This is a genomic window from Flavobacterium inviolabile, assembly GCF_013389455.1.
Taxonomy (GTDB): domain Bacteria; phylum Bacteroidota; class Bacteroidia; order Flavobacteriales; family Flavobacteriaceae; genus Flavobacterium; species Flavobacterium inviolabile.
Map to the genome: position 1 here is coordinate 3,117,340 of NZ_CP058278.1, position 24,904 is coordinate 3,142,243.

General features: G+C 38.1%; 24 protein-coding genes. 12 read left to right on the top strand and 12 right to left on the bottom strand.

What is annotated here, in order from left to right:
- Positions 1–71: 71 nt before the first annotated feature.
- Complete coding sequence (locus HW120_RS13995; RefSeq protein WP_177734700.1) at positions 72–1,493, top strand: L-serine ammonia-lyase; 1,422 nt, start codon at positions 72–74, stop codon at positions 1,491–1,493.
- A 95-nt stretch (positions 1,494–1,588) separates the two neighbouring features.
- Here the strand turns inward: HW120_RS13995 and HW120_RS14000 are convergent, their stop codons facing one another.
- The 4 genes from HW120_RS14000 to HW120_RS14015 all read right to left on the bottom strand — a co-directional run bounded on the left by HW120_RS14000 (position 1,589) and on the right by HW120_RS14015 (position 4,287).
- On the bottom strand, positions 1,589–1,999 hold the full coding sequence (locus HW120_RS14000) for a DUF1573 domain-containing protein (RefSeq protein WP_177734701.1): 411 nt from the start codon (positions 1,997–1,999) through the stop codon (positions 1,589–1,591).
- Positions 2,000–2,016: 17 nt separating this feature from the next.
- Complete coding sequence (locus tag HW120_RS14005; RefSeq protein WP_177734702.1) at positions 2,017–2,604, bottom strand: bacteriocin fulvocin C-related protein; 588 nt, start codon at positions 2,602–2,604, stop codon at positions 2,017–2,019.
- A 638-nt stretch (positions 2,605–3,242) separates the two neighbouring features.
- The gene (locus tag HW120_RS14010; protein WP_177734703.1) at positions 3,243–3,650 is read right to left on the bottom strand and encodes a hypothetical protein; all 408 of its coding nucleotides are present in this window, start codon (positions 3,648–3,650) and stop codon (positions 3,243–3,245) included.
- A 205-nt stretch (positions 3,651–3,855) separates the two neighbouring features.
- Positions 3,856–4,287, bottom strand: a complete 432-nt coding sequence (locus HW120_RS14015; protein WP_177734704.1) for a nuclear transport factor 2 family protein — start codon at positions 4,285–4,287, stop codon at positions 3,856–3,858.
- Positions 4,288–4,387: 100 nt separating this feature from the next.
- Here HW120_RS14015 and panB point away from each other — a divergent pair, with 100 nt between their 5' ends.
- The 5 genes from panB to ypfJ are packed head-to-tail and all read left to right on the top strand — an operon-like array spanning position 4,388 to position 9,004.
- Positions 4,388–5,206, top strand: coding sequence for a 3-methyl-2-oxobutanoate hydroxymethyltransferase (gene panB / locus HW120_RS14020; RefSeq protein WP_177734705.1), 819 nt, complete (start codon positions 4,388–4,390; stop codon positions 5,204–5,206).
- A 27-nt stretch (positions 5,207–5,233) separates the two neighbouring features.
- Positions 5,234–5,929: an RluA family pseudouridine synthase gene (locus HW120_RS14025; protein WP_177734706.1), complete on the top strand. Its 696-nt coding sequence runs from the start codon at positions 5,234–5,236 to the stop codon at positions 5,927–5,929.
- A 45-nt stretch (positions 5,930–5,974) separates the two neighbouring features.
- Positions 5,975–7,303, top strand: coding sequence for a hypothetical protein (locus tag HW120_RS14030; RefSeq protein WP_177734707.1), 1,329 nt, complete (start codon positions 5,975–5,977; stop codon positions 7,301–7,303).
- Between the two features lie 42 nt (positions 7,304–7,345).
- Positions 7,346–8,131 carry a DUF2189 domain-containing protein gene (locus HW120_RS14035; RefSeq protein ID WP_177734708.1) on the top strand — a complete coding sequence of 262 codons (786 nt, stop codon included), beginning with the start codon at positions 7,346–7,348 and terminating at the stop codon, positions 8,129–8,131.
- A gap of 18 nt (positions 8,132–8,149) precedes the next feature.
- Positions 8,150–9,004, top strand: a complete 855-nt coding sequence (gene ypfJ, locus HW120_RS14040) for a KPN_02809 family neutral zinc metallopeptidase (protein WP_177734709.1) — start codon at positions 8,150–8,152, stop codon at positions 9,002–9,004.
- A gap of 34 nt (positions 9,005–9,038) precedes the next feature.
- On the opposite strand, the gene HW120_RS14045 is transcribed toward ypfJ, so the two are convergent.
- The 3 genes from HW120_RS14045 to HW120_RS14055 form a co-directional block, all read right to left on the bottom strand.
- Positions 9,039–10,574, bottom strand: a complete 1,536-nt coding sequence (locus tag HW120_RS14045) for a YifB family Mg chelatase-like AAA ATPase (RefSeq protein WP_177734710.1) — start codon at positions 10,572–10,574, stop codon at positions 9,039–9,041.
- 374 nt (positions 10,575–10,948) lie between these two features.
- Positions 10,949–11,515 (bottom strand): YdeI/OmpD-associated family protein, encoded by a 567-nt coding sequence (locus HW120_RS14050; RefSeq protein WP_177734711.1) that lies wholly within the window; start codon positions 11,513–11,515, stop codon positions 10,949–10,951.
- A gap of 227 nt (positions 11,516–11,742) precedes the next feature.
- The gene (locus HW120_RS14055) at positions 11,743–12,393 is read right to left on the bottom strand and encodes a DUF6624 domain-containing protein (RefSeq protein WP_177734712.1); all 651 of its coding nucleotides are present in this window, start codon (positions 12,391–12,393) and stop codon (positions 11,743–11,745) included.
- A gap of 160 nt (positions 12,394–12,553) precedes the next feature.
- Between HW120_RS14055 and HW120_RS14060 the strand changes: the two genes are divergently transcribed.
- The gene (locus tag HW120_RS14060) at positions 12,554–12,931 is read left to right on the top strand and encodes a PH domain-containing protein (protein ID WP_177734713.1); all 378 of its coding nucleotides are present in this window, start codon (positions 12,554–12,556) and stop codon (positions 12,929–12,931) included.
- Positions 12,932–13,008: 77 nt separating this feature from the next.
- Positions 13,009–14,234 (top strand): IS3 family transposase gene (locus HW120_RS14065; protein ID WP_394353028.1). Its coding sequence is split into 2 segments (ribosomal slippage): positions 13,009–13,357 and positions 13,357–14,234, totalling 1,227 coding nucleotides; the frame shifts between segments, so codons are not numbered across the junction.
- A 42-nt stretch (positions 14,235–14,276) separates the two neighbouring features.
- On the opposite strand, the gene HW120_RS14070 is transcribed toward HW120_RS14065, so the two are convergent.
- The 5 genes from HW120_RS14070 to HW120_RS14090 form a co-directional block, all read right to left on the bottom strand.
- Positions 14,277–16,280 carry a protein-disulfide reductase DsbD family protein gene (locus HW120_RS14070; RefSeq protein WP_177734715.1) on the bottom strand — a complete coding sequence of 668 codons (2,004 nt, stop codon included), beginning with the start codon at positions 16,278–16,280 and terminating at the stop codon, positions 14,277–14,279.
- 57 nt (positions 16,281–16,337) lie between these two features.
- Positions 16,338–17,651 carry a tRNA lysidine(34) synthetase TilS gene (gene tilS, locus HW120_RS14075; RefSeq protein WP_177734716.1) on the bottom strand — a complete coding sequence of 438 codons (1,314 nt, stop codon included), beginning with the start codon at positions 17,649–17,651 and terminating at the stop codon, positions 16,338–16,340.
- 88 nt (positions 17,652–17,739) lie between these two features.
- Positions 17,740–19,038: an anthranilate synthase component I family protein gene (locus HW120_RS14080; protein WP_177734717.1), complete on the bottom strand. Its 1,299-nt coding sequence runs from the start codon at positions 19,036–19,038 to the stop codon at positions 17,740–17,742.
- A 185-nt stretch (positions 19,039–19,223) separates the two neighbouring features.
- Positions 19,224–19,448, bottom strand: a complete 225-nt coding sequence (locus HW120_RS14085) for a hypothetical protein (protein ID WP_177734718.1) — start codon at positions 19,446–19,448, stop codon at positions 19,224–19,226.
- A 175-nt stretch (positions 19,449–19,623) separates the two neighbouring features.
- Positions 19,624–20,454 (bottom strand): universal stress protein, encoded by an 831-nt coding sequence (locus tag HW120_RS14090; protein WP_177734719.1) that lies wholly within the window; start codon positions 20,452–20,454, stop codon positions 19,624–19,626.
- A 177-nt stretch (positions 20,455–20,631) separates the two neighbouring features.
- Here HW120_RS14090 and mnmE point away from each other — a divergent pair, with 177 nt between their 5' ends.
- From mnmE to HW120_RS14110, 4 genes are all read left to right on the top strand, one after another.
- Positions 20,632–22,023 carry a tRNA uridine-5-carboxymethylaminomethyl(34) synthesis GTPase MnmE gene (mnmE, locus tag HW120_RS14095; protein WP_177734720.1) on the top strand — a complete coding sequence of 464 codons (1,392 nt, stop codon included), beginning with the start codon at positions 20,632–20,634 and terminating at the stop codon, positions 22,021–22,023.
- A 619-nt stretch (positions 22,024–22,642) separates the two neighbouring features.
- Positions 22,643–23,713, top strand: coding sequence for a pentapeptide repeat-containing protein (locus tag HW120_RS14100; protein WP_177734721.1), 1,071 nt, complete (start codon positions 22,643–22,645; stop codon positions 23,711–23,713).
- On the top strand, positions 23,710–24,339 hold the full coding sequence (locus HW120_RS14105; protein ID WP_177734722.1) for a nucleotidyltransferase domain-containing protein: 630 nt from the start codon (positions 23,710–23,712) through the stop codon (positions 24,337–24,339). Before HW120_RS14100 ends, HW120_RS14105 begins: the two co-directional genes overlap by 4 nt.
- A complete protein-coding gene (locus HW120_RS14110) occupies positions 24,323–24,607 on the top strand; it encodes a hypothetical protein (RefSeq protein ID WP_177734723.1) in 285 nt (94 codons plus the stop codon). Before HW120_RS14105 ends, HW120_RS14110 begins: the two co-directional genes overlap by 17 nt.
- Positions 24,608–24,904 lie beyond the last annotated feature (297 nt).

Here is a 24,904-nt window from a genome sequence, read left to right on the forward strand (position 1 = left end):
GTTTGGTCCGTTTTATTTATTGAATTATCGGGCTATCTTTGCTTTAACAAACTAAACATTTAGATTACTTTATGGAATGTATTTCTGTATTTGATATGCTTAAAATTGGTGTGGGACCGTCCAGTTCCCATACTTTAGGTCCTTGGCGTGCAGCCGAACAGTTTCTTGTTGAAATCAGAAATCACAATCTTATTGACCACATTAACCGAATCAAAGTGGACCTTTACGGTTCCTTATCATTAACCGGAAAAGGACACGCTACAGATCTTGCTGTCATGTTAGGATTAAGCGGTGCCGATCCGGAATATATTCCCGTAGAAAGCATTGACGTTATCATTTCGGCCATTAAAAACAAAAAAGAGATCTTTTTAGGAAATGAAATTATCATTCCTTTCGATACGGAAACCGACATTGTTTTTAATAAAAATTTCCTGCCGTTTCATTCCAATGGGATGACTTTTACCGTGTATACGGACAGTCAGGAATACAGCGCCACTTTTTATTCCATTGGTGGCGGATTTGTAGTAAAAGAACAGGCAGAAGAGAATATAGAAAAAGAAACAATCAAAAGAACCTTTCCTTTCCCGATCGATAAAGCCGAAGAATTACTAACCTATTGCCAGGCGGAGCAAAAAAAGATTTCGGAAATCGTATATGAAAATGAAAAATCCATGCGTACGGAGGAGGAAATTCACCATGAATTGCTTCGTATCTGGAATACCATGTTAGAATGCATGTATATTGGCTGTCATAGTGAAGGGACATTACCCGGAGGTTTAAACGTACGCCGCCGTGCTTATGACATGCACAAAAACCTGATTGGCGTTTTGCCGTATGACAATCCGCAATCCTGGCTGGAAATCATCCGTATGACAGAAGTAAAATTCCGCCAGATCCTGAAATGGGTAAGCTGTTTCGCTTTAGCGGTAAACGAAGTCAACGCTTCCTTAGGTCGTGTGGTTACCGCTCCTACCAATGGCAGCGCGGGTGTTATTCCTGCCGTGCTGATGTATTATATGGTTATTGAAGATCACAAAGCCAACGAAGACCAGATCAAACAGTTTTTAATGGTTGCCGGAGAAATTGGCAGTATCTTTAAAAAAGGTGCTACTATTTCGGCTGCAATGGGCGGATGCCAGGCAGAAATCGGCGTTTCTTCTGCTATGGCCGCAGGTGCTTTGTGTGAATTGATGGGCGGAACACCGGAGCAGGTTTTAATGGCTGCCGAAATTGCGATGGAACACCACCTGGGGCTAACCTGTGATCCTATTGGCGGACTGGTGCAGATTCCTTGTATTGAAAGAAATACGATGGGTGCCATTAAAGCAATTAATGCTGCCGAATTAGCATTGGAAACCGATCCTAAAAATGCGAAAGTACCATTGGATAAGGTTGTCGATACGATGTGGCAAACCGCCAAAGACATGAACAATAAATATAAAGAAACCTCAGAAGGTGGTCTGGCTGTTGCCGTAAATATGTCAGACTGTTAAACCATTCTTTATAATACCAATAAAAAAGCGGAACTGACATAAGTATTCCGCTTTTTTTGCAACTAACAACTAATTAAGTAAAAAAACTCTAAACTTTATTTTTTAACAATTCCGTGTAAACTTAAAACGGTATAAGGAGGCGCTGTATTAGCCTCGACCACGATACTTTTTTCGGTTCTGCCTACCTGCTGCGGCACGAACGTAACGGCTATTTCAGCCGATTCGCCTTTCTTAATCTTTTCCCTGCTAAAGCTTGTGATCGTACAGCCGCAATTACTGTGAACGGCAACGATATTCAACACATTATCAGAGGTATTCTTGATTAAAAAAGTATGTTTTAAGGTATCTTTTATATGCATGCTTTCAAAATCGAACGTGTTGGTAACTTCAATTGTTGCATTCGACAAACTGAAAACATTATTCCATTCCCTACATTTCCCTATATAACATATCGCAATTACCAATACAAGACAGACTACTGAAACTTCTATTATTTTCCTTTTCATGGTATCCATAGTTTATCTTATTTCCGGGCACAAAATCCATTACATATTTCTCCCAGCCACCATCCGCAGCCGGAATCGGCAGAGGAACAATAAAAAGAATAACAATCGCCGGTAACACACCAGCTATCACTTGTATTGCAGCCGCAATGTATTTCGGGCGGACCGGCAACAATGATTTTACTGTTAATGCTTGCAAAATTTGCAACCATTTCAGACGGTGTAAACAGGCTTAATCCTATCCGCTTCATCTGCGGCAGGTAACTGTTGTAATATTCTTTTGCGGTACGGGAACGTTCTTTTTCAAAAAAATCAACCCGTAGCGTTTCCTGCAATTCCCGGACAAAATGCTGTTGTTTGGCATTTAATTCACCGGTGCGCTGCAATATTTTCAGTTTGGTATTCCAAATGTAAAATTTGTCGGCGGCTGTCAGCATATTATATGCAATAATCTGGCTTTCCCCATTCATTGCGATCACACTCTTAATTTTATTCAGATCAATGGCGGACGATACGATCTCCTTAGAATCTTCTTTTACACAAGAGGTAAACAAAGTAAAAGTGAGAACACTGAACAATAAATACGATAAAAAAAATCGTTGTTTCATGGCAGTTAATTATTTATGGTTTATAAAAATTTTTCCGTGGCAAAATGCAACGCTTTTGTGGCGGCAATAAATATTTGACTAACTTAAACAAATTATACCACAAAAACAAACTATATTCTATTTTTACAAACAAAATAACATAATAAACAATATTTTAGAATAAATAAACAATATTAAAACACAAACAATACTCTACTAATTGTTTAATTTTTTAAAAATATCCACAAAAAAAAGACGAGTGCTCTACCCGTCCTTTTGTAAAATATATCCTAATTTAACTATTGCATCACCCGGCTGACACAGCATACACAAAAATTCCGAAAAGCAACAAGGAACTTATGGTATCAGCATTTCTGATCAATTGTTTTCTTTCCGTAAAATATAGCAGCACACTAATAACCGGCCTAATTAGTAACTGGGAACAGAACACTATAAAAATAATCCCGTTGGCTGGTTTTATATGGTTGAAATTACCGTTTAAAATGTCTTTAAAACTGGTTGTTAGTCCGCATGTTTTACAACTTGATCCTATTTCGGAATAGACACATTTAAACGAAACAACATTGTATTGAAGCAGTAAAAACATGGCCAGTATGACGGTCATGATGACAATGTTTAGGAGATGGTATTCCGCAAATTTAGAATTGAAGAGAATCTGCCTTACTTTTCTGAATGGAATCATTTTTTAAACTATCTTTTTCAAGAGCATTGTCCAGAGCTTCCTTCGTGATGGTTTCGAAGGCTTCGTCTGTGATCGCATTAATCTCATCTTTGGCTTCAAAAACCGATTTATAATTCACATACTGGAAGATACCAATCGAAATAGTAATAACCGCAATGATCATTCCTGCCAAAGGTACACTACCGTTCTGCTTTTGTTGTCTTGAATATAAAAAAGCGATCGTACAAAAAACAAATGCTATAAAAGCGGGAATAATGGCATAAAATCCAATGCAGGGAATAATCGAAAATAGCAGTGAGAATATTGCAATAACCAATCCTATGATACCAAACGGTTTCGGGTTACCTGAAAATTGTGTTTCCATTTTTTTGTTTTTTTCAGTGCTCAATATATACCTAAATATTCGTTTTGAAAAAGAAAAATAAGACAAATTTTACAAAAAAGCAAAAAGCAAAAAGCAAAAAAAGCAAAAAGCAAAAAAACCAAACAGCCAAAAAGCGAACAGCCAAAAAGCGAATACCCAATTCAAATATCAAATATCAAACATCAAATACCCCCAATCAAACTTCCTACTTCCTCCTCGTATCCACCACATAAATAATTTTCCAGCTGCCATTGTCCTTATACAGCTGAAACGAATTAACGCCATGATGACTTAACTTACCGTCAATATAAAACTCATACGGCGTCCAGACATGTGCCATCGCACCGTCGATCTGCGTATTAAATTTCAGCAGCCGCTCTTCAAACTTTTTATCGGAAGGAAAGGTGGCAATGGCTTTAAAGAAATCGGACGCTTTTTCATTCAGGAACTTTGTTCCCTTCGCTCCTTCCATAATGGATTGTAAAATCATTTTATCATGGCAAACCGATTTGATTTTTAGGGTATCTTTTGCGTGAAAACCTTCAAAAAAGGTCTTTATCGTGTTTTCAACATCCTTTTGCTGTGCCTGTAAACCGAAAGACAAACCACATACCAACAGTATTAAAAAGTTTTTCATAACAAGGAATTTAGATACCTTATCAGTAGTATTAATCTTTATTATGTTACAGTATCCTAGAAATTATAGTACTTTTACATTTCCTAAAATTTTTAAAACTATGTCAGTTGCAAAAAAAGACTACAAAAGAATCACGACAAAATCATTGATTGAAATGAAAGCCAATGGTGAAAAAATCTCCATGCTAACGGCTTACGACTATACTATGGCTAAAATTGTGGACAGTGCCGGAATTGACGCTATTTTAGTTGGCGACTCCGCTTCCAATGTAATGGCCGGACACGAAACCACTTTACCCATTACCCTTGACCAGATGATTTACCATGCTTCTTCGGTTGTGAGAGCCGTAGAAAGAGCTTTGGTTGTTGTAGATTTACCTTTCGGTGCCTACCAGTCGGATCCGAAAGAAGCCTTGCGTTCTTCGATCAGAATCATGAAAGAAAGCGGCGGACACGCAGTAAAACTGGAAGGCGGAAGTGAAATAAAAGACAGTATCAAACGTATCCTGAATGCCGGTATTCCGGTAATGGGACATTTGGGTTTAACACCGCAGTCTATCTATAAATTCGGGACTTATACCGTTCGTGCCAAAGAAGAAGCCGAAGCACAAAAGCTGATTGAAGATGCTAAAATGCTGGAAAAAATAGGCTGTTTTGCTTTGGTTCTGGAAAAAATCCCTTCTGCATTGGCTAAAAAAGTAGCCGAAAGCATTTCTATTCCGGTGATCGGAATCGGTGCCGGAGGCGGTGTAGACGGACAGGTTCTTGTTTTACACGACATGATTGGCATGACACATGAGTTCAGTCCGCGTTTTTTAAGACGCTATATGAACCTTTATGAGGACATGACCAAAGCCATCGGCCAGTATGTTACCGATGTGAAATCAGAGGATTTTCCAAATGCCAACGAGCAATATTAATTTACCGTTTAACCAACATTCTTTTTTGTGTCAGAAAAAATAGTTTCTACAAAAAATAATCTTCAGGTCATTTATGAGGACAATCATCTTATTGTCGTCAACAAACGCGTGGGCGACATTGTCCAGGGCGATAAAACCGGTGACAAACCGTTAAGTGACGTTGTTAAAGAATATATTAAAGAGAAATACAACAAACCGGGTGAGGTTTTTTTAGGTGTGGTGCACCGTCTGGACCGCCCCACTACCGGAATCGTAGTGTTTGCGCGTACTTCTAAAGCGCTCACCCGCCTGAATGATTTGTTTAAAAACCGGGAAACCCAGAAAACATATTGGGCGGTTGTTAAAAACCGTCCTTCAAAAGAAGAAGACACTTTAGTCCACTTTTTAAAACGAAATCCTAAAAACAATACTTCAAAAGCACATGTAAAAGAAGTTCCCGACAGCAAAAAAGCCAGCCTTACCTATACTGTAATTAAGGCACTAAACAACTATTTTGCATTGGAAATCGATCTGCATACCGGAAGGCATCATCAAATCCGCAGTCAACTGGCAGCTATCGGAAGTCCAATAAAAGGGGATCTGAAATACGGTTTCGACCGCAGTAATCCGGACGGCGGTATTCACCTTCACGCCCGTAAGCTGGTTTTACAGCATCCGGTCACCAAAGAACCGCTAACATTAATTGCTCCGGTTCCTGATGATACTATTTGGAAAAGCATTTAATTTTTTTACTATTTTTAACATTTAAAAGTTAATAACACCCCATTTATGCGAAAAGTATTGATCATAACCTGCAGTTTATTTATTTCATCTCTGTATGCACAGGAACATTTCAGCGGTATTAATACAACACGCCGGACCGGTATCCTGAATGCATCTGTGAATCCGGCCGAACTGAGCAATCTTTCCAACCGGTATGAAGTGAATATTTTTAACACCAGCCTTAACGTTTCCAATAACAAAATCAGTTTTAAAGATATTGTCAAAGGAAACAATGTGGAAGATTTGATCTTTGAAGGCGATAAACCGGTGAACATGCGTCTGGATGCCGAAATTTTAGGGCCTTCATTTGCCATGAAAAAAGACAAATGGACGTTTGCGGTTACTTCCTCTGCCAAAGTAAAAGCCAATCTTATTGATGTGGATGTCAATCTGGGGAATGCCCTGAGAAACTCCTTTATCGGCTCAGCCATGATCGCTTCTGCGAACAACCAAAGAGTCAATGCGGTAACCTGGGGAGAGATCGGATTTTCCGCTTCACGCATTGTTTTTGAAGACGATGTACACAAATTTAGCGGCGGGGCTACTTTTAAATTATTGTTTCCGGGTTCTTATGCCAATATTTCTGCCGATAAGTTTACCGGTACCGTTACCAACGTTTTGGGTGATGTGGAATTAACCAATGCGCATGCCGCACTGAATGTTGCCTATTCCGGTTCCCTGGCAGACGGATTTACCGACAGTAGTAATTTCAACCAGTTTTTCGGAAACGGTATAAACGGTTATGCTGTGGATCTGGGCGTTAATTACCAATGGAAAGACACCAGCGACGACAGTTATAAAATCAATGCCGGATTATCAGTTCGCAACCTGGGAAGCATGACGTTCAAAGCAGATAATAATGTGTCCCGCGATTACAGTTTATCCGTTCAGGGCTTACAGAGTTTCGATCTGAACCAGTTTGAAGGCGTTGACAACATCAAAGAAATTGAACAGATTTTATTGAATAGCGGCTATGCAACCGTAGTGGATACCAAAAAGGATTTTAAGGTAAAAACACCAACGGTTTTATCGGCTTATGCCGATGTGCGTTTACATGAAAAATGGTATGCTACCGTTTACACCCAGCAAAAAATTGTAAACGACAGTGAAAACAATCTGGCAACCGCTCAAAATATTATTACAATAACGCCGCGCTTTTCGGCAGAAACCTATGAGATTTATTCTCCCTGGTCCAGTAATGAAATCTCCGGTTTAACGGGTGGTATCGGATTTCGTTATCAGGGATTCTTTATCGGTTCCGGTTCCATTATTACCGCATTGGTAAACGATACCAAACAGGCTGATGCCTATTTAGGCTTCCGAATCGGTTTTTAAGCTACCCGCCAGAAATCAAATTTATTATTTAAAAATTATACGATGACAACTATTAAAAAAAGACTCGAAGAAATTAACCAGAAAGGATTACACCTGGATACGGGTGAACTGATTAACGAGAGTTTTGAAAATTATAAAAAAATAGCCTTAACTGCCGGTCTGGCTTTTCTTATCGTTACCGTTATTTTAGCGGCTCTTGTGATCAGCGGAATATCGGTATTTTACGGAATAGAGCGCTATGTTCAGGATTTTACACAAATCGAGCAAAAAGCGCTTTCGAAAGAATTCCTGTTAATTTCTGCCGGTGTCAACACGCTTATGTCGGCTATTATGGCTCCTTTTATTGCCGGTATCCTTAAACTGGCACATGATGCGGATATGAACCGGGAACTAAGCATCGGCACTACTTTTGACTATTACAAGTCCCCTAAATTCAAGAATATTTTCCTGGCAAGCTTTTTAATCGCGCTGCTATCGGTTTTAGCCAGCACCCTTTTACAGCTTGTTAACATGAATCTTGTAGGGACTTTTGTGAGCTTTATCATTAGTTTCCTGACCTTCCTGACCATTCCGTTAATTATTTTCGGAGATCTGAGCGTTAAAGATGCCATTGCTATCAGTATTACTGTAATTAATAAAAAACCATTAACCATACTGTTAGCAATATTTGTTGCTGCGATAGGTTCATGCGTAGGTATAATTGCTTTCTGTTTAGGAATATTTTTTACAATTCCTTATATTTATTCTATGTATTATACGATTTACAAAAATATTTTCGGAGCAGAACAACACGAAATAGAAGAAATAGGGAATCACGAACATTTTTAATCTCTAAAATCTAAACATATGAAATGGAAAGGTAATCGCCAGAGTGATAATGTAGAAGACCGTCGCGGGATGTCTACAGGTGGTAAAGTAGTTGCCGGAGGCGGAATTATTGGTATTATCGTTTTGCTTCTCAATATGTTTGGAGGCGAAAACGCTCAGCAATTAGCTCCTATTTTAGAACAATTACAACAAGGACAGTCCACACAACAAACGGAGCAACGAGAGTTAACTGCGGAAGAAAAAGAAATGGGAGAATTTGTTTCGACTGTTTTTGCTTTCACAGAAACGACCTGGGCAAAAGTTTTTCAGGAAAACGGGATGACATACGAAAACCCGGGCATGGTTTTGTTTACTGATAATGTTACAACAGCCTGTGGAAGTGCTACTGCTGCTTCCGGTCCTTTTTATTGTCCGGCCGACCGAAAAGTATATATGGATCTGGCTTTTTTTGATGAATTGCGTACCCGTTTCGGTGCTCAGGGCGGTGATTTTGCCATTGCTTATGTTATCGCACACGAAGTCGGGCACCACGTTCAGACCTTATTGGGCACATCCGGTAAGGTTCATAAACTGCAACAGGGCTTAAGTCAGACTGCTGCTAATAAATTATCGGTTTCCTTAGAGCTACAGGCTGATTTTTATGCCGGATTATGGGCACATTACAATCAGAAATATCTGGAAGCCGGCGATATTGAAGAAGCTTTGAGTGCTGCTCAGGCCGTAGGTGATGATGCTATCCAGAAAAAAATGCAGGGACACGTAACCCCGGATTCTTTTACACACGGAACATCAGCCCAACGAATCGAATGGTTTAAAAGAGGTTATGAAACCGGAGATATCCGTAAAGGCGATACCTTTGCCGAATTGAATTAAATAAAAAAAACGTCCGGTAATACCGGACGTTTTTTTATCCCAGCCATCCTTCCCGGTCCAGGCTGCGGTATTGAATCGCCTCGGAAATATGAACAGATGTAAGCTGTTCCGAAGCCGCTAAGTCGGCAATGGTCCGGGCAACTTTTAAAATCCTGTCATAGGCACGTGCCGACAGGTTTAGACGTTCCATTGCTGCTTTTAAAAGACTTAATGAGCTATCGTCTAAAACGCAATATTCGCGGATCTGCCGGGTCGTCATCTGTGCATTATAATGGATACTTTCCGAATCCCGGAATCTTTCCGACTGGATTTTTCTGGCTGCTGTAACCCGTTTCCGGATGCTGATACTGCTTTCGGCATTAGTCGAATCGGCAAGCTTTTCAAAAGGAACCGGAGCAACTTCCACATGTATATCGATCCGGTCCAGTAACGGTCCGGATATTTTGCTTAAATAGCGCTGTATTTCGGCTGCCGAAGTTGTTACCGGTGCATCCGGATCGTTAAAATAGCCTCCGGGACTGGGATTCATACTGGCTACCAACATAAAGGATGACGGATAAGTAATTGTAAATTTTGCTCTTGAAATCGTGACTTCCCTATCTTCCAGTGGCTGCCGCATGACTTCCAGTACTTCCCGTTTAAATTCGGGTAATTCATCTAAAAACAATACCCCGTTATGAGCCAGTGAAATTTCACCGGGCTGCGGATAACTCCCGCCGCCTACTAACGAAACGGCAGAAGAAGAGTGATGCGGACTTCGGAAAGGTCTCAGGCTGATTAATCCGGCTTCTTTTATCTTACCTGCCACACTGTGGATTTTAGTCGTTTCCAGGGCTTCCTTCATTGTCATTGGCGGCAATATGCCGGGCAGTCGTTTGGCGAGCATCGTCTTACCGGAACCGGGCGGTCCGATCAGTATAATATTGTGTCCGCCGGCAGCCGCAATTTCCATGCTTCTTTTAATGCTTTCCTGCCCCCGCACTTCTGCAAAATCAAATTCGGGATAGTCCAGCGGTTTATAAAATTCGTCTTCTATATTGATCGTTTCCGGGAGTATGGTGCTTTTACCTTCAAAGAAATCCAGCACTTCCATGACATTTTCCACACCGTAAATATCGATTCCGCTCACCACAGCCGCTTCTTTTACATTCTGTTTTGGCAGGAAGAATCCTTTAAATCCTTCTTCCTTTGCTTTGATTGCAATGGATAAAGCGCCCCGGATGGGCTGTAAGCTTCCGTCCAGGGAGAGTTCCCCCATAATCATATACTGATCGATATTATCCGGTTTTATCTGACCGGAAGCCGCTAAGATACCAATCGCTATCGGCAGGTCGTAAGCTGAGCCTTCCTTACGCAAATCGGCTGGCGCCATATTAATGGTGATTTTCTTTCCGGGAAGCTGGTAGCCGTTGTTTTTTAAAGCAGCGGCAATCCGGTAACTGCTTTCTTTTATGGCATTGTCCGGCAGTCCTACCAGGTGGTAACCAATGCCTTTGTCGATATTGACTTCAATAATAATGGTCGTGGCGTCTACGCCAAAAACGGCGCTTCCAAAAACTTTTACTAACATGGCTTATACGTATTTATCAACTAAATATAAGCCTTTTCAAAAAAACTTAAAAATAAATCTGATTTTCAAAAATCTCTAATTATTTCTTCTTTTAGATATTTTACCGTTCTTAACCCTGGTAAGTATACTGTCATTATATAATTTTTAAATCTATTATTTTAAGTATTTTACCTAATAAGCTTTGGTATCCCCCATTCTGTAATTGCGTCTTTTACAAACTGATCCCAAATCTTTTTACTTCCAATACAAGAAGTATCATCTAATAAATCATCAAATCTGAAAATCCTTCTAATTCATTAACGATAATTCTCTTCGGTTTTATGTTAGTATTTATGCAAAACTAATACTAAAAAGCAGTTATTCTATTCGACTGATTATGGTCTTGCCTTCAAGTTTTGTTCACAAAGTTTGATTATCTCTACAATTCTGGCATTCCTTGTTTCCTCTCGTTTAGCATGATTTAACCAATAGAGATAGCCTTTCCTATATGAAGGACTGAAGTTCTGATAATTAGTGTATGCCACTTTATTTTGGTTGAATGCCAATTGTAAATCTTCAGGAATTTCATGATTTTCAACTGCATCAAGCGAAGTCCACGAGCCATTTTGCTTAGCTGTTTCAATTTTAGCCAAACCACTTTCATGCATTAAGTTTTCTGCAATTAACTTTTCGATATAGGTTTTATTGAGTTTACTCCAAACACTTTTATCTTTTCGAGGGCTAAAAGTTTGTTTGCGACGCTCGTCATCTATTCTCTTTACAGTAGAATCAATCCATCCGTAACAAATGGCAACCTTCACCGCCTGTTCCCAACGCATGCTTTCAAAAATACTTCCCACTTTATAAAATATCAATTCACCCCCCTGAGAAGTAGCATGATTTTCATGAAGCCATTCGCGCCATTCCTTGTCATTTTTGAAGTAAAATTGGGGTTTAGACATAATTTATTAAGGTTTATATGATTCTACAAAGTTCAATAAATTTTACCCTATTGTAATTTTATCCCTTTATTTTGGATATTCATCAATAAAATATAAAAAGTAAAACAAATAAAAGCATATACATCTACGCCAAAAACGGCACTTCCAAAAACTTTTACTAACATGGCTTATACGCATTTATCAATTAAATATCAGCTTTTTTAGCAACCTGTTCCGTTTGTTAGGCTTTACCGCTTCCGGTATTTTGCTTCTATAGCCGGTAAGTCTTTTTTATATTGTTCCGGATCCCATTTCATATTCCAGTGGGCAATATAATCTGCCAACGGCGGAAGTCCTACTTTCGCTCTTCTCCGGTCTACTTTATCCGGATTTTCAAGCGGCAGCATATAGTATTCATTTGTTTTCATATCCCAACCCACCTGTGAGCCGTAAATCTGTTTTCGTCCCTGCCGCAAGGCCACGCGGTCTTCCAGCAGTGCCAGGCTGCTTCCTTTTGCTTTTTTCTTTTTTACTGCCTTTCGCATCAGCGGTAAGTATTTTTCCTGAGCTTCCAGATCGGCATGCTGAATCACGAGGAACAAGGTACTGTTCCCCTCTTCTCCTACCTCATCGGCACCCAGCCAGCCGTAGCTATCCAAAATACGGCTTACTTTGATCAGGTTTATGGAATCGCTTTTGCGCATATTGGTCAACAATGCTTTCATCTCGGCAGAATTTCCGCCATATTTATCCTGAACAAATTCCATTTGTCCCCTTTCCAGCTGATCGCTATCCCTGATACCCACGAGTTCCTTTATCAGCGCTTCATTGCGGGCGTTTTGTCCCGAAACTGTCATCGCAGTAAGCAGGAAAACTAAAGGCAAAAATATTTTTCTCATTTTATTCGTATTCAAGAGGATACCGCTTCTTATCACAAACATAATCATTCTCCCGGAAAAAAGCGGTATCGCGAAAAACCGATAAAACATTTCTTATAAAAGAAGCCCAAACATCAAATCTAATTTCTACATTTGGCGAGTTTTTATTCATACAGCAATTATGGGATTATTTAACGCCATTATGGGCAACGCTTCGGAAGTAAGCACAGAGAAAATAGCAAAAGAGTTCGACCCGATCTTAATTCAGGGGGAACATATCGAAAAGGCTTTTAAAGTGATCAGAGATATGTTTGTATTCACGAACAAACGTCTTATCCTGGTTGATAAACAAGGTTTAACAGGATCAAAAGTAGATTATCAGTCCATCCCGTATACCAGCATTAAAAAGTTTTCTAAAGAAAGTGCCGGATTAATGGATCTGGATGCCGATTTAAAAATCTGGATTACCGGTGAAGCGGCTCCGATTAAAAAGCAATTCGGTAAAGACAACAATATCAATGAAGTTTACCAAATATTAAGTCAGCATATATTAAAATAAAAAAAGCCACTCAATTGAGTGGCTTTTTTTATTTGTATGTCCCGTCCTGAAATAAGTTGACACAAAATCGACTTATTATGAAAGACACAACAACAAGGCCAATTAAGCGTACTCAAAAGGATTATAATATGGCTTTTAAATTAGCTGTAGTTTCCCGAGTTGAACAAGGCGAAATGACCTATAAACAGGCTCAAACTGTTTACGGTATCCAAGGCAGAAGTACTGTTTTGGTTTGGCTGCGAAAATATGGTAACTTAGACTGGAGTAAACCAAATCTGTTATTTATGTCTAAATCTAAAGAAACCCCGGCTCAGATTATTAAACGATTAGAGAAAGAACTGGCAGATGAGAAGCTTCGAAATAAGATCCTCAATACGATGATCGACATTTCTGATAGTCAGTACGGAACCCAGATCCGAAAAAAGTTTTCTCCCAAACCATCTTCCGACTCCGGGAAGGAGCAGGAATAAGTTTGTCCAAAAGTTGCCGATTGTTTGGGATAAGTAGGCAAGCTATATATCAGGAACAAAAAAGAATCCTCGATCGGGAATCTGAGTTACTCAAAGTAAAGCATCTGGTTCTTTCTTTGCGATTGGAAATGCCACGTATAGGGACACGTAAACTATATTACCTACTTTCGAAGCAATTTGATCAACAGGGTGTAAAGATAGGTCGTGATGCCTTATTTGGTTATCTAAGAAGGGAGAAGTTACTTGTTAAACCAATGAAGAGTTACACTAAAATTACACATTCTAAACATTGGCTACACAAGTACGAAAATCTTTTGAAAGAGTGTGAGATTAAACGTCCTGAACAGGTATATGTAAGTGATATCACTTATGTCAAATCATCCCGGAAAACCCATTATCTGTCTTTAGTTACTGATGCTTATAGCAGAAAAATAATGGAGTATAAACTGAGTGATGATATGAGTTCTGAAAATGTGGTACAGGCATTAAAAATGGCTATACAGAATAGAAAATCAACATTACCACTGATACATCACTCCGATAGAGGATTACAATATTGTTCTAAAATTTATCAGGAAGTATTAGCTAAAAACGGTATTACGCTCTCTATGACTGACGGATATGATTGCTATCAAAATGCTTTAGCTGAAAGAATAAATGGAATTTTAAAAAACGAATTCTTGTTTTATAAATGCAAAGATGGTCAGACTTTAGGAAAGCTTATAAAAACAGCGATAGAAACGTATAATGCTAAAAGACCTCATTTGAGTTTAATGATGAAAACGCCTAATTTTATACATGAAAAAACCAGCCAGGTAAACCTGACTGGTTAATATATTTTTATTCTAAAATCTGTCAACCTATTTTAGGACGACTCAGTATTTGGCTATAGCGGTATCCAGCCATAGTTTATATTCTTCTGCATCCGGAGTATAGCCCACCGGTTCTGACAGTCTGTTTTCCTGATTGTCTAAAATAATATAATACGGTTGCGCATTGGCTTTATAATGGGTAATCTGGAAGTCACTCCATTTGTTTCCTACCGTTACGATTTCTTTTCCGGTTTCTTTGGAAACATATTGTTCGTTTTCAGGTAATTCACGCTTGTCATCTACATATAGCGAAATTAAAACCACTTTCTCTTTCAGTACAGCAAGTATTTCCGGTTTGGACCATACGAAGTCTTCCATCTTTCTGCAATTCACACAGGCAAACCCGGTGAAGTCCAGTAATACCGGTTTGTTTACCGATTTGGCATACGCCATTCCTTTTTCATAATCGGTGAATGCCATAATATCATGTGCGCCTAATTTAGCACCATCCGGCAGTTTTTCACTTGCTGTGCTGCTTCCGCCTTTGGCATTACCAACACCATACGGGCTTTCGCTATAGGTCATTGGCGGTGGGAATCCTGAAATCAGTTTTAAAGGCGCTCCCCAAAGTCCCGGAATCAGATAGACCGTAAACATTAATACCAAAAGTCCCATATACAATCTTCCTACAGAAATGTGCGATAACGGACTGTCATGCGGTAAGGTGATTTTCCCGAATAAGTATAGGGCAAGAACTCCGAAAATGGCGATCCAGATCGCTAAGAATACTTCTCTTTCCAGCAAATGCAATTGCAATACCAAATCGGCATTGGAAAGGAATTTAAACGCTAATGCCAATTCTAAAAATCCTAACACAACTTTTACGGTGTTTAACCAGCCGCCCGATTTTGGCAGGGAGTTTAACCAGCCCGGGAACATTGCAAATAGCATAAACGGTAATGCCAGTGCCAATGAGAATCCTAACATTCCTACAATTGGCGCGATACCACCTTTAGATGCGGCTTCAACCAATAACGTTCCTACGATAGGTCCGGTACAGGAGAATGAAACAATTGCCAGTGCCAGTGCCATGAACAAGATTCCAATTATACCGCCTCTGTCTGCCTGGCGGTCTACTTTATTCGCCCATGAATTGGGTAACATGATTTCGAATGCTCCTAAAAATGAAGAGGCAAATACCACTAAAAGGATAAAGAATATAATGTTGAACCAAACGTTTGTAGACAGTGCATTTAGGGCATCTGCTCCAAATATTGCGGTTACTAATGAGCCTAATAATACATAAATCAAGATGATCGAGATACCGTAGATCACGGCATTTTTGATTCCCTGCGCTTTAGTTTTACTTTGTTTGGTAAAGAAGCTTACCGTCATTGGAATCATCGGGAATACACAAGGTGTTAGCAACGCTGCGAATCCGGAGAAAAAGGCAATGATAAAAATGGTAAACAGTCCTTTTTGTTCTTCTTTTTTACCGATTGGTTTTGCTGTATCAACTGCTGCTACGGTTTCTTTTACTGCTGCCGTATCCACTGTTGCTGCCGTTTGGAGTGTGTCTGATACAGAACCTGCTGTTGCTTCGGAAGCTGCAATCTTTAAAGCCGGAAGTACAAATTCGAAGGTTTTATCCTGCTGGATACAGGCTTCTTTACAAACCTGGTATGAAATTGCCGCTTTAACCGATTTTAAGTTCGGATTGGTTACTTTTATCGTTTGTGTAAAACGGGCTTTATTGGCAAAGTAATATTCGTCTACTTCAAAAACATCATTAAAGACTTTTTTATATTCGCTTTCTTTTGTTTTTCCTACTATTTCGTAGTTCCCTTTACTGTCTTTATAGGTAAAAACGGTTGGCAATGCCCCTCCATCCGGAGTGAACTGTGAATACATATGCCATTCGTTATCGATAGCGGCTTCAAATACCAGGACAACTTCATTATCGGATTTTTTCTCTACGGAAGTTTTCCATTTAACGGGGTCTAAAATCTGTGCCTGCGTACTTAAAAAAGTAAAAAAAAGAAGTAGTAAGGAGGTTAATTTTTTCATGTAATTTTTATTTGCTTTCGAATTACAGACAATCGCCTTCTTTCTTTTTTGGGGCAATTACCATAAGCGTAATTCAATTTTTATAATGGTTTTGGTTATTGGTTCTACTTTAAATCTGCGGTCTGAACGTTTTCCGACAACCCATACAATCTGATTGTCTGAACATAAAAGCCAGCATTTTTCTTTATCTATTAACGAAAATTTTTCGTCTTTAAAGTATTTACTCAGTTTTTTCCGGCCATTCATTCCAGAAGGGTAAAAATAATCACCTTCTTCCCATTTACGCAAAACTAAGGGTAATTTTAACTTATCTTTATCAACAAAGATAACCCTGCTGTCTTCGTTATCTGTAACATTTGTTACGGACGCCATGACGATACTAAAATCATCGGGTTTTATTTCCTGATTTTCCGCAATTTCATAGGTGCGGTTTTCTGTTTTTTTCTGTTTTTCCAGGATTAAAAATTCACGGTCTTTCAGCAGGCGGTAACCGGCAGAAAACACCTGTTTCCCGGATTGTGCTTCCACTAAATCGTAAATATCATTCCAGGCGGTAAATCCGAATGGTTTTAACCACTGATACAGATACGCATTATAGTCTGATAACAGTTTTAATTTTTCTATCGAAATGAGCTTTTGTTCTTCTTTTTCGGTTACGATCAGTTTGTACATCTGCGCAGCGGCATCTTTCATCAGGGTTTCTGCCTGCTGCAAATGCTGTAATGTTTCCTGAAAGCTGTTCAGGAAATTCGGGTTGAGTTCTTTCAGTACCGGAACAAGCTGATGGCGCAGGCGGTTTCGCTGGTATTTGTCGGATGCATTACTGCTGTCTTCTCTCCACGAAATCTGATGTTCCCGGGCATATTCTTCAATTTCTTTCCGGCTGAACGCCAATAAAGGTCTTATGATTTTATCGTTTTGTTTCGGAATTCCGGTTAGTCCTTCCAATCCGGTTCCACGGGTCAGGTTGATCAAAAACGTTTCGATGGCGTCATCTGCATGGTGCGCTGTGAGCAGGTAATCATAGCCTTCGTTTTCCAATAGCGTATGGAACCAGTCGTAACGCAACTGGCGCGCGGCCAGCTGAATCGATAATTTATGCTGCTCTGCATATCCGGTCGTATCAAAACGCGTCGTAAAAAGCGGTATATCCAGCGCCTGGCAAGTTTCCATGACAAAAGCTTCATCCCCATCACTTTCCGCTCCTCTCAGTCCGAAATTGCAATGAGCCACGGCAAGCTGGTAATTAAGCTTATGAAATAACCGGATCATAACGATGCTGTCTACTCCTCCACTTACCGCAAGCAGCAATTTCTTTTCCTGCAGAAAAGGAAAATCGGTTGTAATGATTTTTTGGAGTTTTGGCAGCATTATATTTTAAAATGTCAGGTTTTGAATGATAACAATGAATACAAATTTACAAAAAGATATCGGGGTTTGTTTGGCTCCTTTACAGGACTCATTCCCTGTTTCCTTCCAGTACTTCCCGCATGGCTCTGGCTTTCAGCAGGCATTCTTCATACTCATCTTCGGGTAAAGCCGCCGCTGTAATGGCACTGCCCACAGAAAACGAAACATATTGTTCCGCTGCATGGTATAGAATACTCCGGATGACCACATTGAAATCGAAGTCGCCTTCGGGTGTAAAATAACCTACAGCACCGCTATACAGTCCTCTTTTGGTTTCTTCGAGTGCTTCGATTATTTCCATAGCCGATATTTTTGGTGCTCCGGTCATACTGCCCATCGGAAAGGTGGTTCTTATTATTTCGACCGGTGAAATTGCCTTACTGACTTCCGAAACAACGGTAGAGATCATCTGGTGTACTTGTTTAAAGCTGTAAATTCCGCAGAGTTCTTCAACTTTTACACTGCCTTTTTCGGCCGTATGGGATAAATCGTTCCGTACCAGATCGACAATCATGATGTTTTCTGAACGTTCTTTCGGATGCTGTGCCAGTATTGTTTTAGCTTCGGTGTCCTGTAGTATATCAGTATGGCGCTTAGCCGTTCCTTTTATCGGTTGGGAAATTACTTTGGTTCCTTCTTTCCGCAGGTACCTTTCCGGTGAAGCCGACAAGAGATAATGGCTGTTATTTTTAAAAAAGACAGCAAATGGCGGCTGGGAAATGGCATTTAGCTTACGGTACACTTCAAACGGTTCTATTGTTGCGTTTTCAGCAAAAAATTCCATACAGAAGTTGGCTTCATAAATATCCCCTCTATGGATATGATGCAGCATTGTACTAACCTTATCTACATATTCCACTTTGCTGATACGCTGCTGAATACGGTTGTTTTGAGGAATTACCTCCTGATATTCCGTAACGGACTGTATGTCATCCCAATCGGAATCGACTTCATCATCACACATGTTCAGATAGCGGATTTCCAGATCGTTTCCTTTTAACAAGAACAGTTTTTTAGGCTGAAAGAAAAACAAATCGGGAAAATGTAAGCCGTCATGATTGTTCGAATGCAGTTGTTCCGTATCATTTTTCAGATCGTAAGCCAGATAGCCAAACAGCCAGTCTTTTGCCTGCGACTGGTATTGTCTTAAATCTTCAAAAGCATTCTGATAATCGGTTTTGATGGACGTAAACGCATCTGCAGCCAGAACAGCATCATAACTACCGTATTGCTGCGGGTAATCGTTACTGTCTAAAAATATAATTTCCCGGAATTGTCGCGCCCAAAGTAATAACTGTCTTTTAAAGGCTTCCGGATTAGGGATCTGTTTTGCAATTGCTGTTCTCAAAAGTCGGTATTAAGATTCCAAAAGTACAAAAAACCTGACTGCCGTTCAACATCGTTTTTATCAGTCAGGCTTTATAGCATATCCTGAATTATCGCTGTGCTAAAATAATAAAGCCGTAAATAAATACGGCTTTGCTGATTATATTGTCATTTTTACTTTGTCGTTATGCTACATACGCATGATGCTTAGAAGAACAGGTTGGACCATCCCTCCCATCCGGACATGATTTCTTTTAAATGCTGATGGCAGTTGATCTTGGCATCACTGATGTTTTCTTCAGCAATGGTAATAATACATTTCTCCGCCTGTGTCATATAATCCGTTACCAGCATGTAAAAATCACTCACTGAAGTCGCGTCACTATTCTCAATAATTTTGTGAAGCTCGTTTTTTATTTCTATCGTTCCCATAACTGCTATACTTATTTGATTTGTAATATACGATAACTTCGGATAATAATCACTATTTCTACTGTTATCGTATATTTCCATTCCTATTTCCTACTCCCTGATCACTTTTTTGTAAAGCGTTTTGTGATTTTTACTTTTCCAATTACCAAACAATACGGCTATACTGTTTGTAATTTTATTCGTGCAATACTAAAATCGGTGTTTTGGAATGATACGATAATTTCTGAGTCAGACTTTGTCTGAACAACTCTTCAAAGAAAGAACGTTTATAGGTCACCATCGACAGGATATCAATATGCTGATTATCCAGAAAGTCAAAAATGGTTTGTTTGACATCGTCATCCGGAACGACGAAAAATTCAACCGGCTGCTTTTCAAATTCCTGTCGCCATTGTTCTATTAGTTCTTCCGTGCCTTCGAAATTTTTAGTTTTCACTGCCAGACATTTAATTTTCGCATTAAACATTTTGGCAAACTTAATCACCTCGTACAATCCTTCTTTATCCTGTTCTCTAAAACGTGTTGTAAACGCAATATTCCTGATAATATCAAATTTTGCATCATTGGGTACGCTTAGAATATTTTTGCTGACGTTCGTAATGGCACTTCCTGCATTGGATCCAAAAAAGGTTTCCTGCCAGCCGGTTGCTCCGGTTGTTCCCATCACCACCATGTCGATTTCTTCTTCTTTTACAACTTCTTTTATTACATGAATCAAATCGCCCTGTTTTAACAGATGCTGCATTTTGATATAACCCAAATCATTATCCTCCGCTATTTTTCTAAGGGAAGGTATCTGATCTTTAAAATTTTCGAATTTATCGAGCTCAATGGTTTCAAACACTTCTACAATAGCGGTGGCATGTCCTTCATAGGAAATGGGCGGTAAATCATATACATGCAAAACCAGTACTTCAGCCTGAAGTTTATTCGCGAATTTTAAGGCGTAAATAAATGCATTGTTAGCTGTTTCTGAAAAATCTGTAGGGAAAAGGATCTTTTTCATGGTTAATAGTTTTGAATTTATTTTCTATAAAGTTAGTAAAAGAATTACAAAAAACACCGGGCAAAAACCAGTTTCACAATTATTTAACCCTACAAAATAATGCTGTTGCTGCCGGTTTTGATTTCAACAGTATTTCTTTTGTACCTTTGCTGTCTTATTTCGTTTTTGAGCATACTTATGATTCCACAAGATACTATTGTTGCCCTGGCAACTCCTTCGGGAGCAGGTGCCATTGCCGTTATTCGAATTTCAGGAAAAGAGGCGATCAGCATTGCTGCGTCTGTTTTTCAATCGGTTTCCGGAAAGGATATTACCCGGCAGCGTACGCATACCCTGCATTTGGGGCATATTGTTGACGGTGAAAAGGTATTGGACCAGGTATTGCTGTCTCTTTTTAAGGGTACCAATTCGTATACCGGCGAAAACACGGTGGAAGTTTCCTGTCACGGTTCTACGTATATACAGCAGCAGATTATTCAATTATTGCTCCGCAAAGGCTGCCGTATGGCAAATGCCGGTGAGTTTACGCTACGTGCTTTTTTAAACGGTAAGCTGGATTTGTCGCAGGCAGAGGCTGTGGCCGATTTAATTGCTTCCGACAACGAGGCTTCCCATCAGATAGCCATGCAGCAAATGCGCGGCGGTTTTAGCAACGAGATAGCCAAATTGCGTGAAGAGCTGCTGAATTTTGCTTCCCTGATTGAATTAGAGCTGGATTTTGCAGAGGAAGATGTGGAGTTTGCCGACAGAACACAGTTTCACGAGTTACTGAATCGTATCGAGTTTGTTTTAAAACGTCTGATCGATTCGTTTGCTGTGGGGAATGTGATTAAAAACGGTATTCCGGTAGCGATTGTCGGTGAACCGAATGTGGGGAAATCGACGTTACTGAATGCGCTTTTAAACGAGGAGCGTGCAATTGTATCGGACATTGCCGGAACAACGCGTGATACCATTGAAGATGAGTTGGTGATCAACGGAATCGGTTTCCGTTTTATTGATACAGCCGGTATCCGTGAAACGGTCGATTATGTAGAAAGTATCGGTATCAAAAAGACTTTTGAAAAGATGGAGCAGGCACAGGTAGTGGTGTACCTGGTAGACAGTTCGGCAATCCTTGGCGAAAATCTGAATTCCGTTCAGGTTGAAATCGAAAAGATCCGCAACCAGTTTCCGTTAAAACCATTGGTAATCATTGGTAATAAAGCCGATAAACTAACCGCGGCACAAACCGCTCAGATACAGTCGGAAATTCCGGATATTCTATTAATCAGTGCCAAAGAAAATATTAGCGTTGAGGAATTAAAAGACAAGCTTTTATCGTTTGTAAATACCGGTGCTTTGCGCAATAATGAAACCATCGTAACGAATACCCGTCATTATGATTCCCTTTTAAAAGCTCTGGAAGAGATCCAAAAGGTACAATGGGGTTTACAGTCCAATCTGTCCAGCGACCTGATGGCAATCGATATCCGGCAGGCTCTATATTATTTTGGAGAAATCACCGGACAGGTAACGAATGATGAGTTATTGGGGAATATTTTTGCGAATTTTTGTATTGGGAAGTAAATATATTTCTTTTGCTTTTAAAAACCTCTCTCTCATTAGTTTCCTGTAATCAGCTCAACTAATATACTCATTACATCATATATATCTTTATAATTAAAGAAATAATTCATAAGCACTTGACTCAAAATTGTCTGTTCAAAAAGAAGAAATTATGATTCGATATTTCTAAGCATCATTAAAATGGAACTTCAGTTTAGAGGTACACATCTTAAAAAAATTAGCCCAAGCTCAAGATTGGGAATTACTCTATAAAAACTTGTAACCAATATTTTAAAAATTGTGATATTCAATTTAATTTCTTCGATTATTTAAATAATTTCAATTTTATCAACAAAACAATTCACTTATAGATTTACTCATTATTTTTTCTTTTTTTACGTTCAACATTTACTTATATTTACTTTAATCATAATAATTTTCATAAAATCCAATAAAGATTCAAAATTTAAAATAACTTTTTTTTGTATTTGATGTAATTAGACCATCAATATATCTTGATGAAAGATTTAGAATGGTAAAAAAAATTATTTTTTTTAGCCAATTTGAATACAAAGAAAACATTGACGATGTTAATAGAATTAGAGTTTATAAGCTCGTTCATAAAATATATTGTTTTAATATGGCTAAGAAAAAGAAAATCAAAGTTGATAATTTCAAAAACAATACGGAGAATACTTCTAAACAAGAAAAGATATCTTGTTGCAATTTCGACAAAGAAGCAATTATCGATATTATAATTCAGAAATTAAATAAGCAAGAAGATGAAAAGAGAAGACAAGAAGATGAAAAGAGAAAACAAGAAGATGAAAGGAGAAAACATGCTGAACAGAAATTTAAACCAACTAATCGAAAAGAAATAAAGGACTTTATGTTTTACACTTCTGACAAAAAGAATGGAATTTATTTTATTCAAAATATTCAGTATGTGAATTATTTACTTGTAAGATGTGTAGCGACAAATTTTTTATTTGAAAACATAGATTTTTCAAAAACAATTTTTGATAGTTGTTATTTAAAAGATTGTCGCTTTATTAATTGTAAATTTGAAGGAGCTAAGTTTATAAATTGTAATTTACAAGGTTCTTATTTTGAGTTATGTAATTTTGATTATGTAATTTTTGAAAAAACTTTTGTTGATGATGAAATTTTTGAATGTGCTCCAAAAAAAGATAATTTAAAATATAAATTTGCACGTTCGTTGAAATTAAATTACGCTTCAATTGGTGATTATATCAAAGCATCTAAAGCTGTCAGCATTGAATTAGACGCAACCAAAAGTCATTTAAAAGATAGTTGGCTATCTGGTGATGAATGGTATAAAAAAAAATATGGAGGGATTAAACGAAGAACAGAACAGTTTATTAAATGGTGTAAAGTTTGTGCTCTTGATTTTGTTTGGGGTAATGGTGAAAGCCTAAAACGATTAATCAGATTTAATATAATAATTTTCTTCATTTTGACTTTAGTAGATGCTACTATAAGTAAAAACAAATATGGTTTTTTTGAATTTATCAATACATTCTTAATAAAAGTTCCTTGTCAATATTTAGGCATAACTGTAAAGAATGAGAGTAATATAGAATATTTTTCATACTACCCAAACTCTCTAAACTTATTTTTAATTATTGTACGTATGATTAGTTTTGGATTACTTATGTCAATAATTATTAAAAAATATAATAGACGATGAGGAATATTTATATTTTCGGCTCAGTAGTTCGTGGAGAAGTTGATCAATATTCAGATATTGATTTGTTATTGATTAGTGATGAAAACATACAAAATATCGATACTAATAAATACTCTATCTATACCCCAAGTAGAATAGAGCAAATGTATAAGGAGGGTAATCCATTTGCATGGCATTTATATTATGAATCAAAATTAGTTTATACATCTGATAAAGATTTTTTAGAAAGTTTAAGTAAACCATCGATTTATACAAATTGTAAATCTGATTTGCTGAAGTTTAAAAAGCTTTTTGAGGATAGTATTGACTCTATGAAGGATAATGAATTGTCTATTATTTTTGATTTGGCAATGATATTTTTAGCGATTAGAAATTTTGCGACTTGCTATACCCTTGGATGTTATGAGAAGCCTATCTTTAGCAGACAGTCATTTGAAAAATTAACAGATTACCCTTTGATATTAGATAATGGTATTAAAGAGATGTTAATGATGTCAAGAATTAGTTCAACAAGAGGAATTAATTATTATATTAGTAAAGAATCGTTTGCCATATTTCTATTAGAAATAGAGAGAATAGATAGATGGTTCAATGAAATTTTAGAAAGTTATGAGAGCAGAATTTAACAGTAGAGTGGATTTACAAAGAGAGGTTATTAAAATCATTAATAAAAAATCTTTTAAACATCAATTGACTGGTTTATCAAAACCTGCGATTGATATTTGGTGTATGAATAATAATGTTTCAGATGGATTGTTAAAATGTAATTTATTTGTTATTTCTGAAAAGCTGTTTTTTATTGCAAATAAAAGTCAAGATCAGATTACGGAGGAGTATAAAGACTTACAGGTAAGTGTCCGAAAGAATATAGAAGAACTTAAAGAATTGCTATAATAAAAAAGATTCTTTTTATTTAGATTAATATAAAAAATCTCACCACTTCCACTCCTCATAATTCTTTCGAGCACTTAATAAGATATTCTATTGGAATTTATCCATCAACAAATCAGTAGTCAGGAGTATGTAGAGAAAAGGAAACTGCTAAGCAATGTGTACCAACCAAATCAATACCATTCTTAATTCCAATAAAAAAGATCCAGCTATTAACCGGATCTTTAATTTAAAACGTAAAACTAAGTATCTGCTACACTTCAACAGCCTTTTTTTCAAGCATTGCTTTTGCGGCGTTTA

What these genes read in the sequence shown, in the direction of transcription:
- tilS (WP_177734716.1), bottom strand. Translation starts at nt 17,651, where the DNA reads ATGCTGCCAAAACTCCAAAAAATCATTACAACCGATTTTCCTTTTCTG.
- HW120_RS14100 (WP_177734721.1), top strand. Translation starts at nt 22,643, where the DNA reads ATGGCTAAGAAAAAGAAAATCAAAGTTGATAATTTCAAAAACAATACG.
- HW120_RS14055 (WP_177734712.1), bottom strand. Translation starts at nt 12,393, where the DNA reads ATGAGAAAAATATTTTTGCCTTTAGTTTTCCTGCTTACTGCGATGACA.
- HW120_RS14000 (WP_177734701.1), bottom strand. Translation starts at nt 1,999, where the DNA reads ATGAAAAGGAAAATAATAGAAGTTTCAGTAGTCTGTCTTGTATTGGTA.
- HW120_RS14085 (WP_177734718.1), bottom strand. Translation starts at nt 19,448, where the DNA reads ATGGGAACGATAGAAATAAAAAACGAGCTTCACAAAATTATTGAGAAT.
- HW120_RS14060 (WP_177734713.1), top strand. Translation starts at nt 12,554, where the DNA reads ATGGGATTATTTAACGCCATTATGGGCAACGCTTCGGAAGTAAGCACA.
- HW120_RS14105 (WP_177734722.1), top strand. Translation starts at nt 23,710, where the DNA reads ATGAGGAATATTTATATTTTCGGCTCAGTAGTTCGTGGAGAAGTTGAT.
- HW120_RS14110 (WP_177734723.1), top strand. Translation starts at nt 24,323, where the DNA reads ATGAGAGCAGAATTTAACAGTAGAGTGGATTTACAAAGAGAGGTTATT.
- HW120_RS14090 (WP_177734719.1), bottom strand. Translation starts at nt 20,454, where the DNA reads ATGAAAAAGATCCTTTTCCCTACAGATTTTTCAGAAACAGCTAACAAT.
- HW120_RS14070 (WP_177734715.1), bottom strand. Translation starts at nt 16,280, where the DNA reads ATGAAAAAATTAACCTCCTTACTACTTCTTTTTTTTACTTTTTTAAGT.
- panB (WP_177734705.1), top strand. Translation starts at nt 4,388, where the DNA reads ATGTCAGTTGCAAAAAAAGACTACAAAAGAATCACGACAAAATCATTG.
- HW120_RS14035 (WP_177734708.1), top strand. Translation starts at nt 7,346, where the DNA reads ATGACAACTATTAAAAAAAGACTCGAAGAAATTAACCAGAAAGGATTA.
- HW120_RS14005 (WP_177734702.1), bottom strand. Translation starts at nt 2,604, where the DNA reads ATGAAACAACGATTTTTTTTATCGTATTTATTGTTCAGTGTTCTCACT.
- mnmE (WP_177734720.1), top strand. Translation starts at nt 20,632, where the DNA reads ATGATTCCACAAGATACTATTGTTGCCCTGGCAACTCCTTCGGGAGCA.
- HW120_RS14030 (WP_177734707.1), top strand. Translation starts at nt 5,975, where the DNA reads ATGCGAAAAGTATTGATCATAACCTGCAGTTTATTTATTTCATCTCTG.
- HW120_RS14045 (WP_177734710.1), bottom strand. Translation starts at nt 10,574, where the DNA reads ATGTTAGTAAAAGTTTTTGGAAGCGCCGTTTTTGGCGTAGACGCCACG.
- HW120_RS13995 (WP_177734700.1), top strand. Translation starts at nt 72, where the DNA reads ATGGAATGTATTTCTGTATTTGATATGCTTAAAATTGGTGTGGGACCG.
- HW120_RS14010 (WP_177734703.1), bottom strand. Translation starts at nt 3,650, where the DNA reads ATGGAAACACAATTTTCAGGTAACCCGAAACCGTTTGGTATCATAGGA.
- HW120_RS14050 (WP_177734711.1), bottom strand. Translation starts at nt 11,515, where the DNA reads ATGTCTAAACCCCAATTTTACTTCAAAAATGACAAGGAATGGCGCGAA.
- ypfJ (WP_177734709.1), top strand. Translation starts at nt 8,150, where the DNA reads ATGAAATGGAAAGGTAATCGCCAGAGTGATAATGTAGAAGACCGTCGC.
- HW120_RS14015 (WP_177734704.1), bottom strand. Translation starts at nt 4,287, where the DNA reads ATGAAAAACTTTTTAATACTGTTGGTATGTGGTTTGTCTTTCGGTTTA.